Here is a 12,402-nt window from a genome sequence, read left to right on the forward strand (position 1 = left end):
AAGATGTTGAAAGGCGGATTGGGCAATATCATGAAACAGGCTCAGCAAATGCAGGAAAACATGCAGAAAATGCAGGAAAAACTGGCCTCGGTTGAAGTTGAAGGCCAAGCTGGCGCCGGCTTGGTCAAAGTGGTGATGACCTGCCGCCACGATGTTAAGCGGGTGAGTATCGATGACAGCTTGATGGGTGAGGACAAAGAAATGCTGGAAGACCTGCTGGCTGCCGCGGTGAATGACGCAGTGCGACGTGTGGAAACCATCACCCAGGAAAAAATGAGCGGCTTTACCTCTGGACTGGGCCTTCCTCCGGGAATGAAACTGCCATTCTAAAGTGAAAGCGCCGTCCAGCCTCGAAAATCTGATCGAAGCCCTGCGTTGCCTGCCTGGAGTCGGGCCTAAATCCGCCCAGCGGATGGCATACCATCTATTGCAGCGCGACCAGAAAGGCGCAACAAAACTGGCTGGTGCGCTGACTCATGCTCTCGACACCATCCGCCACTGCCGGCGGTGCAACAGTTTTACCGAGGAAGAAATCTGCTCTCTCTGCCGATCTGAGCGGCGTGAAGCCTCCCTGCTATGCGTGGTAGAAACGCCCGCCGACTTGATGATGATGGAGCAGACCCAGAGCTACCATGGCCTGTATTTCGTGTTGATGGGCCGGCTCAGTCCGCTCGACGGCATCGGTCCGAAAGAGATTCATCTCGACCGTTTGATCCAGCGCGCCACCGATGGGGCGGTGAATGAAGTGATCCTGGCAACCAATTTCACCGTTGAGGGAGAGGCTACAGCACATTATATCGGCGAAATTTTGCGCTCTCGCGGTGTTAAAGCCAGTCGCATAGCGCGCGGCTTACCGGTCGGCGGCGAACTTGAGCACGTGGATAGCGGCACCCTGGCACAAGCCATCCTGGAGCGCCGCGAAGTTTGACAACCTGTGGTTGTTTTGTAAGGTCTTTCCATGAGCGCCTCCACTCTCCTACCGAAAGCTGAAGCAAACCTCGAAATAACGCACGAGGCTGTGATTATGTGCTGCTCTGGGGCATGGATACTGCAAGGCATCCCGCTGCTGGAGCGGTATATCGCGCAACTTGTCTGGCCTGTATCTGGCACTGTAATTTTTGACTGCACAGCCGTTACCTCCCTGGATAGCGCGGGTGCATGGCTGATTTTCCGCACAGTGCGGCAGCTTGAACGGATGGGGCTTATCGTTACAACCCAGGGGTTGCGTCCGGATCATCAAGCACTATTGCAGCTGATTCAATCTCACGCATCCGGGGAACGCGCGACTGGCTTGCCAAACCACGGTTTTTTGAATCAGCTCGGCCGCAATGTTTGGAGCCACCTCGACGAATTCAAAGGACTTATTGCCTTTCTGGGTGAAATCTCCATTGCCATGCTGCGCTCTCTGGCACACCCATCACTCATCCGTTGGCGAGCTATCCTGTACAACCTGCAGATCGCGGGATTCAATGCTCTGCCCATCGTCGGGTTACTGGCCTTCCTGATAGGGGTGGTCGTCGCCTACCAGGGTTCGATACAACTGGTACGCTACGGCGCCAATATTTTTGTGGCCGACCTGGTAGGACTTTCCATTTTGCGTGAAATGGCTCCACTGCTGACTGCCATCATCGTCGCCGGACGCTCCGGATCAGCTTACGCGGCACAGATCGGCACCATGAAAGTCACTGAGGAAATCGACGCCCTGCACACCATCGGTGTCTCACCCATGGAACTGCTGGTGCTGCCCAAAATGCTGGCGCTGTTGGTGGCGCTACCATTGCTTACGGTATATGCGGACATCCTTGGCGTGCTGGGTGGAATGATCGTGGGCCAAACACAACTCAATGTCAGTTTTGCCGATTTTCTTGATCGCTTCGATGATGCTGTCAAAATGAGTTCTTTTCTGGTTGGCCTTGGCAAGGCCCCTGTTTTTGCCGCGATTATCGTACTGGTAGGCTGTTTTCAAGGCTTCCGGGTAAGCGGCAGCGCCGACAGCGTGGGTCGCCAGACCACTGTCAGCGTGGTCCAGGCTATTTTTCTGGTGATTGTTTTCGATGCCTTGTTTTCAGTGATCCTCAGCTGGCTGAATATATGAGTGGTGCTAACGAGCCAATTATTGAAATTTGCCACCTTCACACCCGCTTTGGCAATGCGGTGGTGCATGAGGATGTGAACCTCATCGTTCAACGCGGTGAAATTTTTGCACTGGCTGGCAGCAGCGGTTGTGGAAAGTCCACCCTGTTACGCGAAATAATTCAGCTCCAGCAGCCTGAATCCGGCTCGATCAAGGTGTTTGGATGTGAAGTACAGGGCATGGGCGGCGATCAGGCCACGATCATGCGACGCCGCCTGGGCGTCATGTTCGAGCGCGGCGCACTGTTCAGCGCACTCACGGTAGCGGAAAATGTCGGTATGCCGCTGCGTGAACACACCGATCTGAGCAGTGCATTGATCGACGAGATCGCTGCCATCAAGATTGCTCTGGTGGGGCTGCCGGAAAGTGCCGGGTCCAAATTCCCTGCCGAGCTTTCCGGCGGTATGCGCAAGCGGGCGGCTCTGGCGCGTGCCATCGCACTCGACCCGGAACTGCTGATCCTAGACGAGCCCACTGCCGGACTCGACCCGTTGAGTGCCAGCAGCCTTGACGAATTGGTGCGGCACTTGAAAGAATTGCTTGGACTGACCATCCTGATGATCACCCATGACCTCGATCTGTTATGGGGTGTAGCGGACCGGGTTGCGATTCTGGGCGAGGGGCGCGTGCTGGGGGAGGGCACCATGAAGGATCTATCCAAATCGGATCACCCCATGGTGCGTGAATATTTTTATGGACCGCGTGGGCGTGCGGCTTGGGAGCAAACGTGGAATCGAAAGTAAATTTCACTATCGTCGGACTGTTTACCTTGACGCTGGTCGCAGCGCTGATTGCCATTCTCCTCTGGCTCGGAACCGGTGGCCGATACTACAAACTTTACGATACCTATTACGCTTACATGAACGAATCGGTTTCAGGGCTGAATTTGAATGCACCCATCAAATATCGCGGCGTTGAAGTTGGCAATGTCCGCGACATCACACTGGATCCCTCCAACTCCGAAAGGGTACGACTACTTCTCAAAATTGAGCGCGGCACGCCGGTCAAGGAGGATTCAGTGGCGCTACTCCGCACTCAGGGGTTGACTGGTATCGCCTATGTCGAGCTTGCTGGTGGCAGCCTGCGATCCCCATTATTGAAGGCAAAGCACGATGAGGAATATCCGGAGATTCACACTGGACCATCGCTGATGACGCGCATGGATACCGCGCTGAGCACCCTGCTGGCGAACGTTAGCCGTGTTTCTGACAACATTAATGCAGTACTTGACGAAGACAACCGCCGCGCTTTCAAGCATAGCCTCGCACAAATCGATACGGTAACGCGCGCGCTGGCGGCCCGTCCAGAGGCCATTGAAGCTAGCGTGAGCAATGCCGCCAAAACACTGGAACACAGCGCTCGAGCCAGTGCCGAGCTGAGCAGTCTGATCGAACGAGCAGGGCGTAGCGCCGAAGCGGTCGAGCGACTGGCCAATGAGACCTCCCGCACTGCAGCTGCAGTGCCCGGCACGCTGCAGAGTATACAGTTACTGATGGTCGACCTGAGAGAGCTGAGCGCTTCTCTGCGCCGTGTCAGTGACCAACTGGAACGCAGCCCTAACGCACTTTTGTTTGGCAAGCCTCAGCCTGAGCCAGGGCCAGGCGAATAGAGGAGGGCAGATAATTGAAACAATTTCTCGAAAAAAAATGGGATGTCAAAATCACCGCAGCGCTGCTCACCCTTGCGCTGACAGGTTGTTCCGCCCTGCGCCCGATCGAAGCAGAATCGGTGCACACCTACCTGCTGGAAGCGCAAATTGACCCTAAAGAACAGGTTAAACTCATTCCCCTCGTATTGATCGTCAGTTCACCGCGCGCTGTACCTGGTTACGATGCCGTGCATATGGCTTTTATACGCCAGCCCCATATGCTCGAATATTTTGCCAAAAATCGCTGGGCAGAAGCGCCTGCAAAGATGCTGGGCCCACTTCTGGTGCGCGCGTTGGAACTGCGAACAGGCTTCAAAGCGGTAGCGTCCTCTGACGGTATGGTGAAGGGTGACGTGCGTCTGGATACCGAAATCACCTTGCTGCAACAAGAATTTATTACCTTACCCAGTCGCCTGCACATGAAGCTGCGCGTCCAGTTGGTTGAGCAGTCGAATTACCGTGTATTGGCAACCCAGGTATTCGATGCGGTTGAAACTGCGCCTACCAATGACCCTTACGGAGGGGTCATCGCTGCCAATCTGATGTTGCCAAAGTTGCTCGGTCAGATTGCCGATTTCGCGGTCAAGAATGGCGTTTCCTTCTCGGAATACAGAAAACAATGAGAAGATGTCAATTGAATGCACTTTATACATGTCATGATCACATGATAGTGTGCGAAAATAAAAGAAATCAAAAAAAACAAGAACAGATATCCCTTCGTGGCCACTAAGGAAAAAATAATGCCACTAGCAGATCGACATCAGATATCTACTGCGCCCAGAAAAAAAAGCAATGTACTGATTGTTGATGACCATCCTATTGTGCGGCAGGGCATCGCTCAACTCATTAATCGCGAAGACGACATGCGAGTCTGCTGCGAGGCGGGAGATGCGGATCAGGCCCTGGAAGAAATAGCTAAATGCGACAGTTGTTGCAATACTGACATCGCACTTGTCGACATGTCGTTGCCGGGCATATCTGGTCTCGAGCTAGTCAAAACCCTGCGATCACGTTTCCCGGAAATACAGATTCTGGTAATTTCCACTCATGATGAATCTCTCTATGCTGAAAGAGCGTTAAGGGCCGGCGCAAAAGGCTACATAATGAAGCAGGAAGCCACAGCAAAAGTCTTGATTGCAATCAGGCATATATTGAGTGGTGAAGTTTACCTTAGTGAGAAAATGCGTTCGAAAATACTGCAGCGGATCATTGATAACAGGTTCGAAACCCCATCGTCCCCAGTCTCTCACCTAAGCGACAAGGAAATTGATGTTCTGCGGCTCATCGGGAAGGGTCTCAGGACCAGTGAAATTGCTGCGGAGCTAAGTCGCAGTGTGAAAACCGTCGAAGCGCATCGCGCCAATCTCAAGGAAAAATTGGGGCTAAAAAATGCTACGGAACTGGTCAGGTTTGCAGTGCAATGGGTTGAGAGCGAATCGTGAGTTGATAATGTGGCTTCCTTGAAATTTCGCTAACAATCATTAAAATATATAAGCCTCTTAAGAATTATCTGGCTGAACTTTCAAAGTTTATTTTATTAAATATAAATATATACAGTTTATTACACTTATAACCTAATGCCCTATCTTAAGATGGATATCGAAATTATGGCAATTTCATTACTGTTGGTTTCCCTCCATGCAAGAATCTTCTAACGACACTTCCAACGCTGATTCTGTTGGCGATGAGATGCCGGAGTTGGAATTGACCGACGCAGACATTCTGGATGCGATGCGGCACATTCCCGGCTACCTCGACATCACTACGGAAGATTTTCGGACGATTTATCACCTAGCGCATCGCCATGCGTTGGGGCGTCTTTTGGGCAATTTCAAGGCAGGAAATCTGATGCGTGCGGGGATTGAACCGCTACTTGCCGACAGTCCCCTTGACGAAGCGGCGAAGGCTCTCGTTCGATCCGGCTACAAGGCACTTCCCGTAGTTGATAAAAAAGGCTGCGTGATAGGAATGCTTACTGAAACCGACTTCTTACGGCGGCTAAAAGTCGATACTTTCCTGGAGTTGCTGCTGAGCATGCTGGATAATGCATTCGAATTAAAGCATCGTTGTCATGAGACACCCGTGAGTTCAGCAATGACCGCCCCCGCCATAACGGTAACCCGTGATGCCGGCTTTGGGGAAGTTATAGGTGCGTTCCACAAACATAATGGTCGCAGCCTACCCGTCGTGGAAAGCGATGGACGGCTGCTTGGCTTGCTGCTACGCAAAGACTTTTTTACTGCCTATAATCTGGAAAATATTCGATGAAAATTCCTGAATATTTCCGTAAGATGCGTGGCACCACACGGGGCAGCCCACCGCGGGTAAGCAACACCGAAATTGTATGGTCCTGGACCGGTGCATTCCTGGGCATTGCGCTAGTGGCTTGGGTGGATCAGCTTTTTTTCAAAGGTATTGATCTATCTCTGATGATTGGTTCTTTTGGCGCATCTGCCGTACTCGTTTACGGCGCGGTGCGCAGTCCTTTGGCCCAACCGCGCAATTTGGTGGGCGGACACGTCATATCGGCAATCGTTGGCGTCATCTGCTGGAAACTGCTTCATTCGTACCCATGGCTAGCGGAAGCGATGGCGGTTGCTACCGCGATAGCCCTCATGCACGCTACCCGGACACTGCATCCACCTGGCGGTGCCACGGCTTTAATCGCAGTAATAGGTTCCAAAGAGATTCATGATTTGGGGTTTTTGTACGTATTGATACCCGCCACTGTAGGCCCCCTGATTCTACTGATGGTAGCAATCCTGGTAAATAATATTCCGAATTCAAGGCGTTATCCGGAAATCTGGTTTTGATACATTAGGGTGGCGCTGATTAGTGTAATCGCGAGAAGGCAGGCGAAGAGGCCAATTGTATTACGGTGCGCCATTCGATTAGATTCGGATGTGCGAATAACACTAAAACAATAACGCCGCTTGAAGCGGCGTTATGTGTCGGCTTAAGGGATGCCGATTAGGTCAGTAATCGAATACTGACTAGGGTAGCAACTACAGACAATTAATCGTTGAAGTGTCGATAGGCATCTCCTGTTTACAGAACCCGTGATTACTCGAGAACCACACTTATTTTATACGCTTTATTTCCGGAAAATTCAACTCAAAATATTCTGGCAACCTTCAAATCTCAAGCGTCCAGTTCGTGCTTCGTGCGTGTCAGGGGAATACCCTATCTCTGGAACCTTAAACGGGGTGAGATCTCTGGCTAGATAATGAAATAAGGCGAGGATGCATGGGACAGTTAACACAAAAGTCACTGTCATCCATTTGGCCAGAAAAACATTGACCAATCATATTGGCATATTCACTACCGAATTCTTTTCTAAACCTTTCTGATTGGTTCATTAAATATACCGTGATTTGGGATTGAAGGCATTGAACGGACTTTGCAGCATTATCACGAGTATACCTATCCCAAACAAACTCATCTGGCAATATTGAACCAGCCATCCTTATCTCATCTGTGTAGCCCAATGCCCTATAAAAATCCTCAAAATTACTGACACGGTGAAACAGGGTGTCATCTGCCACTATGTATCCAAAATCCTTTTGCGATGGACTTGAAAGATTATATGAAAAGTGCGGCATTCTTTTTGGATTGTTCATAATTTAGCTACGCCAGTAATTATGATCATGACTCTACGCCTATTCTGATTTTATCAAATAGGGGATTCCCTTAATATTACTAGGCAAGAATGGGGCTAAGGATGAATCTCCCCTGTTGCGGAAGATATACATTGACCGGGAAGAAGCTCGGTGCGACATGATTCATTACATCGAGCTTTTTTATAACCCAAAACGCCGTCATGGTTACGCCAACCGGACTACTCCGGTAGAGTTAAAAAAATAGTTTTTCAACCGGCAGGAGAGTGTCTACTAAAGCCGGGGGATTCAGGGTGTGCTACTCTTATAGCCTTACAATGTCTTCACAGTTAATTTCAGGGGAGTCCATAATATGAACAAAGGCGAATTGATCGATGCTGTGTCTAAAATGACCCAGCACCCAAAAACACAAACAGAAGAGATGTTTAATGCGTTTATGGCGGTTATACAAAACTCGCTGACTAGTGGCAATAGTGTCCAGATGATCGGCTTTGGTACATTCGCTGTTGAGGAACGCGCCGCCCGTATCGGTCGCAATCCGGCTACGGGTAAGGAACTCAAGATCCCCGCCAAGAGAGTCGTCAAATTCAAGGTCGGCAGCAAAATGAAAGATGCCGTTGCTGGCGTAACCAAGAAGAAGTAGTGCCAGGACGGGCGGACAACAATCCACCCGTCTTCGTTCTACCGAATCAAGCTGTTAATACCTTGCCGTTAGCCCAGGATACGCCCTGCACATGCTCCACAATTTGATGCCGTTTCTGATTCACTGGGGTATCACGTCCCTGTCCCTCTGGGTAGCAAGCTACGTGTTCAAGGGAATCCGGTTTGCGGATACCCCCTCGCTTGTCATTTCCGCTCTGTTGCTGGGTTTTGCCAACGCCATCATCAGGCCGCTGTTGATTATTATTACCCTGCCGTTCACTTTGCTGACGCTGGGGTTTTTCCTGCTGGTGATCAATGCGCTGATGCTACAGCTGGTTTCATCATTGGTTAAGGGCTTCACGATTTCGGGATTCTGGACCGCTTTTTTTGCCAGCATATTTATTGCCATACTCAGTTTGTTAATTGGAGTCTATCTGGATGGCGGTGGCACATCCTGGCAATTGCATAGAACCGGCCTCTGGGTCTGATGCTCACGGATCGGTTCTGCCGGAGGCAGGGTAAGCTTAAACAAACGACATCTAAGCCTTAGCCTAGTTCATCCTATAGAGGTTTGATCAGAAAACATCGAGAGGTAGCGGAGTATTTTGTGCAGGCTTGGAAGATAGAAGAACCATTGCTCATAAGAATCCAATTCTAAAGAGCCCAGTTCTTTAAAGACATCGATCCGGTTAATCGAGAAGCTATTTTACTGTGATGGTAGGCTCAGGTTTGAGTAGGCTACTAAAATTTCAGTGGTGGTTACCGAAATTCCGTGGGAGCTACAACACCATTATTTAGTGCTCATCAAACCAGATCGATTTAACATAATATACATTATACGAAGTGAATTTATATTTTCATGTTTGACATTTAACATCTAATTACCTTTTTCCATGCAGTAGATCGGCAATATCAGTATTACCGCTCTCCATTGCCCAACTCCAGGCTGTTGCTCCATTTTCATTTTTGATGCCTACATTGGCGTGATAATTGAGCAACACTTTAACTACTTCGATGTGCCCGCCTTTTGATGCCAGCATCAACGCGGTTGTACCGTTGCGGGTCGCGGAGTTAACTTCCGAGCCAGCCCGCAACAGTATCCCGACAATTTCGCTATGGCCAGAAAATGCCGCATACATCATCGGTGTCCAGCCCTGATGATTTGGGCCTGCATCAGCCCCAAAGCCGAGCAACGTGTTGACTACATGAATATGTCCATTAAGCGCCGCAAGCATGAGTGCCGACTCACCGAATTGGTTTCTGGTGTTTAGTTTCGCGCCGGACATATGAAGCGTACGTAAAATAGTGTTTTGCCCTTCGCGTGCGGCAATAATTAAAGCCGTGTTGCCATTAGCATCCATTACATTGGCATCGACACCCCTGGCAAGAAAATCCTGGACTGCACCAGTATCACCAAGAGGTATCGATATAAATAAATCATCAATAAATCCATCAGCTAAAGAAATATTGCTAACCAGCATTAGGATAAATAACGCCTTACCTACTATTTTATATATCATTTTACTTTAAACAGTCGCATAAAATTACGAGTGGTGGCCTCAGTTAATTCTTCATTACTGATTCCTCTCAATCGTGCGACTTCCTCCGCGACATGCTTCACATATGCCGGTTGGTTGGTTTTTCCACGAAATGGAGCGGGTGCAAGATAAGGTGAATCGGTTTCGACCAGCACTCTATCCAGCGGTATTTCCTTTGCAACTTCCTTAACTTGTATCGCCTTCTTAAAGGTAACTATGCCTGAAAAGGAGATATAAAATCCAAGAGCTATCGCACGTTCCGCAACCTCCAGACTTTCGGTAAAGCAATGCATTACCCCACCTACGCTTGCCGCCCCCTCCTCTTCCATGATGCGCAGCGTATCGGCCGCGGCCTCGCGGGTATGGATAATCAATGGCTTGCCGCAAAGTCTTGCTGCCCGGATATGGTTGCGAAAGCGCTCCCTTTGCCATTCTAGGTCGCCTTTCAGTCTGAAGTAATCCAGACCGGTTTCACCGATTGCAATCACCTTGGGATGGTTCGCAAATTCAACCAGCTTTTCAACTGTCGGTTCCTCCTCGTCTTCATAGTCGGGATGAACTCCGGTCGATGCGTAGAGTTGAGGGTGGGTTTCAGCCAGGCTGATAACCGCATGAAAATCTGAGAGATTAACGCTTACGCATAGCGCAAGACCGACGCCATTGTTTTCCATGTTGGCGAATATCTCGGGCAGATTTGAGGCGAGTTCAGGAAAATTTAAGTGGCAGTGGGAATCGACTAGCATGGCTTGCACGGGAGTATGCCGCCCGTGGGCGGCGGCGTGGTTTGAGTGGAGTACTATCTACATAGTATGGGTTGGGCGGGTTGTTTTGCTGCCGCCAAGTAAGCCCTCGATTTTGTTGCGTGCCGAGACACCGCTTTCATTATCGCCGAACTGCACGCCTACCCCCTGGACCTTGTTGCCCTGCGCCCCTTCCGGGGTAATCCAGACAACACGGCCAGCTACCGGCAACTTGTTCGGATCCTCCATCAAGGAAAGCAGCATGAAAACCTCATCACCCAGTCGATAAGGCTTGTTGGTTGGGATAAAGATCCCGCCGTTCTTCAGATAAGGCATATATGCCGCATACAGTGCAGTTTTTTCCTTGATGCTCAAAGAAAGTACACCTGGCCGCGGAGAGGCTGAAGTTTTTGAATCAGACATAAGCGGCTTCCTGACGATTCACGAGTTGCCAATAAGAAAAAAACAATTGCTCCAGCACCAATCTGGTGTTCAGCGGATGGTGCACAGCGCGCTGTGCAGTTAATAACTCCTGCTGGAACCGAAACAATTCTATCAAGTTAACAGCTTTTGCCAAGCGATTCATTTCCGCTGACGACTCAGGCTGGTATCGCGCCTGTCCCGCCATACCAATACTTGCTAGATCATAGACCCACTGCTGCATCCAATTGAGTATCCAGGCCAACTCCATCTTGTCGCCCTGCTCTGCCAAGGCAAGCGGGTCAAATCGATCCGGCGCACCAAGCTGTTCCAGAATTTGACGGCGTTTAATCTGATAATCTTCTGCGCTTAACCGAAGGGCGGCAAGGGGTGCGTAGCCCGATTGCGCCAGGCAAGCCTCCGCTTCTGCGACCTCCTGCTCCCGTAGCCACTTCAATGCCTCTGCACGCCCAGGAAGCGGTGCATCAATCTTTTGGCAGCGGCTGCGAACTGTAGGAAGCAGGCGTTGGGGCTGATGTGACACAAGAATAAACAAAGTGCCAAGCGGCGGCTCCTCCAATGTTTTCAGCAGCGCATTGGCTGCGTGAACATTCATCGCTTCCGCCGGGTGAGCCAGAATAATGCGCATGCCATTGCGGTGAGTTGTCAGGTTGACGAAATCCGCTAATTCACGAATCTGGGCCACAGTAATAAATTGGCTCGCTTTTTTGTCGGTCGCCTTGCCCTGCTCTGCCGTTTCGCCCGTAGATTCAGCCGCAGAACTCTGTGCTTCAGGTTCAAGCAGACGAAAGTCGGGATGTCCGCCGATCTTGAACCAATGGCATGAGCCGCAATGTTCGCAAGCTTCACCCGAATCCAGTGGGGATTCACACAGTAACGCTTGTGCCAGCGTATAGGCCAAATTGAATTTCCCAATTCCACCACGGCCTTGCAGCAACAGCGCGCCAGGCAAAGTCGCCTTGGTCGACATTAGTCGCCGCCAAATATTAATTTGCCATGAATAAATCATATTAATCAGAGCGATGAAATAATATCTTCAAGATCAACTTGAATTTCATTCAACGTCCGCCCACTATCGATCACCCGGATTCGTTCAGGGAATTGCGATGCGCGCTTCAAATATGCGTCCCGCACGCGTTGGAAAAATTCCTGCTTTTCCTGTTCGAAACGGTCCAGAGAAACATTGCCGGACAAGCGCTGCCGACTAACTTCGAGTGTAACGTCGAATAACAAGGTCAAGTTCGGCTGCAAATCCTGCTGAACCCATTGCTCAAGGATTTTCAGTTTGGATTCTTCCAGTCCCCTGCCCCCGCCCTGATAGGCAAAACTGGCGTCGGTAAAGCGGTCTGAAATTACCCAGGTTCCTGCACTCAACGCAGGAATAATGACCTTGTCCAAGTGCTCCCGCCTGGCAGCGAACATCAGCAGAGCCTCGGTTTCAAGATGCATGGCTTGATGCAGGAGCAGTTCGCGCAATGCTTCGCCAAGCGGCGTTCCGCCCGGTTCCCTGGTGACAAGGACATTTTTACCTTGACTGCGCAAACGCTCCGCCAGCCAATTCAGGTGGGTGCTCTTACCGGCACCATCAATTCCCTCAAGGGTGATGAATTTTGATTTATTTGTATTTAATATCATTATATTG

The 12,402-nt window shown here is 50.3% G+C and carries 17 protein-coding genes and 1 pseudogene; 12 read left to right on the forward strand and 6 right to left on the reverse strand.

The window, feature by feature from the left end; translation table 11 throughout:
* The first annotated feature begins 6 nt into the window (after positions 1-6).
* From SCD_RS07485 to SCD_RS07525, 9 genes are all read left to right on the forward strand, one after another.
* Entirely contained in the window at positions 7-330 is a 324-nt protein-coding gene (locus SCD_RS07485) for a YbaB/EbfC family nucleoid-associated protein (RefSeq protein WP_173391749.1), read from the forward strand.
* Between the two features lies 1 nt (position 331).
* Complete coding sequence (gene recR, locus SCD_RS07490) at positions 332-928, forward strand: recombination mediator RecR (protein ID WP_009205710.1); 597 nt, start codon at positions 332-334, stop codon at positions 926-928.
* Between the two features lie 30 nt (positions 929-958).
* The gene (locus SCD_RS07495; RefSeq protein WP_009205709.1) at positions 959-2,095 is read left to right on the forward strand and encodes an MlaE family lipid ABC transporter permease subunit; all 1,137 of its coding nucleotides are present in this window, start codon (positions 959-961) and stop codon (positions 2,093-2,095) included.
* The gene (locus SCD_RS07500) at positions 2,092-2,877 is read left to right on the forward strand and encodes an ABC transporter ATP-binding protein (protein WP_009205708.1); all 786 of its coding nucleotides are present in this window, start codon (positions 2,092-2,094) and stop codon (positions 2,875-2,877) included. The genes SCD_RS07495 and SCD_RS07500 overlap by 4 nt, the downstream gene beginning before the upstream one ends.
* Positions 2,862-3,743, forward strand: a complete 882-nt coding sequence (locus SCD_RS07505) for an MlaD family protein (RefSeq protein WP_009205707.1) — start codon at positions 2,862-2,864, stop codon at positions 3,741-3,743. The genes SCD_RS07500 and SCD_RS07505 overlap by 16 nt, the downstream gene beginning before the upstream one ends.
* Positions 3,744-3,757: 14 nt before the next feature.
* Positions 3,758-4,405, forward strand: coding sequence for an ABC-type transport auxiliary lipoprotein family protein (locus SCD_RS07510; RefSeq protein WP_009205706.1), 648 nt, complete (start codon positions 3,758-3,760; stop codon positions 4,403-4,405).
* A gap of 117 nt (positions 4,406-4,522) precedes the next feature.
* The gene (locus SCD_RS07515; protein WP_009205705.1) at positions 4,523-5,224 is read left to right on the forward strand and encodes a response regulator; all 702 of its coding nucleotides are present in this window, start codon (positions 4,523-4,525) and stop codon (positions 5,222-5,224) included.
* A gap of 196 nt (positions 5,225-5,420) precedes the next feature.
* Positions 5,421-6,050: a CBS domain-containing protein gene (locus SCD_RS07520; RefSeq protein ID WP_009205704.1), complete on the forward strand. Its 630-nt coding sequence runs from the start codon at positions 5,421-5,423 to the stop codon at positions 6,048-6,050.
* Positions 6,047-6,595: an HPP family protein gene (locus SCD_RS07525; protein WP_009205703.1), complete on the forward strand. Its 549-nt coding sequence runs from the start codon at positions 6,047-6,049 to the stop codon at positions 6,593-6,595. Before SCD_RS07520 ends, SCD_RS07525 begins: the two co-directional genes overlap by 4 nt.
* Positions 6,596-6,979: 384 nt before the next feature.
* Here the strand turns inward: SCD_RS07525 and SCD_RS16395 are convergent, their stop codons facing one another.
* On the reverse strand, positions 6,980-7,402 hold the full coding sequence (locus SCD_RS16395) for a hypothetical protein (protein ID WP_023506883.1): 423 nt from the start codon (positions 7,400-7,402) through the stop codon (positions 6,980-6,982).
* A 118-nt stretch (positions 7,403-7,520) separates the two neighbouring features.
* Here SCD_RS16395 and SCD_RS16850 point away from each other — a divergent pair.
* The 3 genes and pseudogenes from SCD_RS16850 to SCD_RS07535 form a co-directional block, all read left to right on the forward strand.
* A pseudogene (locus SCD_RS16850) lies at positions 7,521-7,646 on the forward strand (IS3 family transposase); the annotation flags it as partial.
* 105 nt (positions 7,647-7,751) lie between these two features.
* Positions 7,752-8,042 (forward strand): HU family DNA-binding protein, encoded by a 291-nt coding sequence (locus tag SCD_RS07530; protein ID WP_009205701.1) that lies wholly within the window; start codon positions 7,752-7,754, stop codon positions 8,040-8,042.
* Between the two features lie 91 nt (positions 8,043-8,133).
* Complete coding sequence (locus SCD_RS07535) at positions 8,134-8,529, forward strand: phage holin family protein (protein ID WP_009205700.1); 396 nt, start codon at positions 8,134-8,136, stop codon at positions 8,527-8,529.
* Between the two features lie 393 nt (positions 8,530-8,922).
* On the opposite strand, the gene SCD_RS07540 is transcribed toward SCD_RS07535, so the two are convergent.
* The 5 genes from SCD_RS07540 to tmk are packed head-to-tail and all read right to left on the reverse strand — an operon-like array spanning position 8,923 to position 12,395.
* A complete protein-coding gene (locus tag SCD_RS07540) occupies positions 8,923-9,522 on the reverse strand; it encodes an ankyrin repeat domain-containing protein (RefSeq protein WP_161626928.1) in 600 nt (199 codons plus the stop codon).
* Positions 9,523-9,557: 35 nt separating this feature from the next.
* On the reverse strand, positions 9,558-10,322 hold the full coding sequence (locus SCD_RS07545; protein WP_009205698.1) for a TatD family hydrolase: 765 nt from the start codon (positions 10,320-10,322) through the stop codon (positions 9,558-9,560).
* A 57-nt stretch (positions 10,323-10,379) separates the two neighbouring features.
* Complete coding sequence (locus SCD_RS07550; protein WP_009205697.1) at positions 10,380-10,742, reverse strand: PilZ domain-containing protein; 363 nt, start codon at positions 10,740-10,742, stop codon at positions 10,380-10,382.
* Positions 10,735-11,730 carry a DNA polymerase III subunit delta' gene (gene holB, locus SCD_RS07555; RefSeq protein WP_009205696.1) on the reverse strand — a complete coding sequence of 332 codons (996 nt, stop codon included), beginning with the start codon at positions 11,728-11,730 and terminating at the stop codon, positions 10,735-10,737. The genes SCD_RS07550 and holB overlap by 8 nt, the downstream gene beginning before the upstream one ends.
* Positions 11,731-11,774: 44 nt before the next feature.
* A complete protein-coding gene (gene tmk / locus SCD_RS07560) occupies positions 11,775-12,395 on the reverse strand; it encodes a dTMP kinase (RefSeq protein ID WP_041673387.1) in 621 nt (206 codons plus the stop codon).
* Positions 12,396-12,402: the final 7 nt, after the last annotated feature.

The sequence above is a fragment of the Sulfuricella denitrificans skB26 genome (genome assembly GCF_000297055.2).
GTDB classification, from domain to species: domain Bacteria; phylum Pseudomonadota; class Gammaproteobacteria; order Burkholderiales; family Sulfuricellaceae; genus Sulfuricella; species Sulfuricella denitrificans.

Coding starts and splice junctions, on each gene's coding strand:
- SCD_RS07495 (WP_009205709.1), top strand. CDS start 959: ATGAGCGCCTCCACTCTCCTACCGAAAGCTGAAGCAAACCTCGAAATA.
- SCD_RS07500 (WP_009205708.1), top strand. CDS start 2,092: ATGAGTGGTGCTAACGAGCCAATTATTGAAATTTGCCACCTTCACACC.
- SCD_RS07515 (WP_009205705.1), top strand. CDS start 4,523: ATGCCACTAGCAGATCGACATCAGATATCTACTGCGCCCAGAAAAAAA.
- SCD_RS07520 (WP_009205704.1), top strand. CDS start 5,421: ATGCAAGAATCTTCTAACGACACTTCCAACGCTGATTCTGTTGGCGAT.
- SCD_RS07525 (WP_009205703.1), top strand. CDS start 6,047: ATGAAAATTCCTGAATATTTCCGTAAGATGCGTGGCACCACACGGGGC.
- SCD_RS16395 (WP_023506883.1), bottom strand. CDS start 7,402: ATGAACAATCCAAAAAGAATGCCGCACTTTTCATATAATCTTTCAAGT.
- SCD_RS07530 (WP_009205701.1), top strand. CDS start 7,752: ATGAACAAAGGCGAATTGATCGATGCTGTGTCTAAAATGACCCAGCAC.
- SCD_RS07535 (WP_009205700.1), top strand. CDS start 8,134: ATGCTCCACAATTTGATGCCGTTTCTGATTCACTGGGGTATCACGTCC.
- SCD_RS07540 (WP_161626928.1), bottom strand. CDS start 9,522: ATGCTGGTTAGCAATATTTCTTTAGCTGATGGATTTATTGATGATTTA.
- SCD_RS07545 (WP_009205698.1), bottom strand. CDS start 10,322: ATGCTAGTCGATTCCCACTGCCACTTAAATTTTCCTGAACTCGCCTCA.
- SCD_RS07550 (WP_009205697.1), bottom strand. CDS start 10,742: ATGTCTGATTCAAAAACTTCAGCCTCTCCGCGGCCAGGTGTACTTTCT.
- holB (WP_009205696.1), bottom strand. CDS start 11,730: ATGTCGACCAAGGCGACTTTGCCTGGCGCGCTGTTGCTGCAAGGCCGT.
- tmk (WP_041673387.1), bottom strand. CDS start 12,395: ATGATATTAAATACAAATAAATCAAAATTCATCACCCTTGAGGGAATT.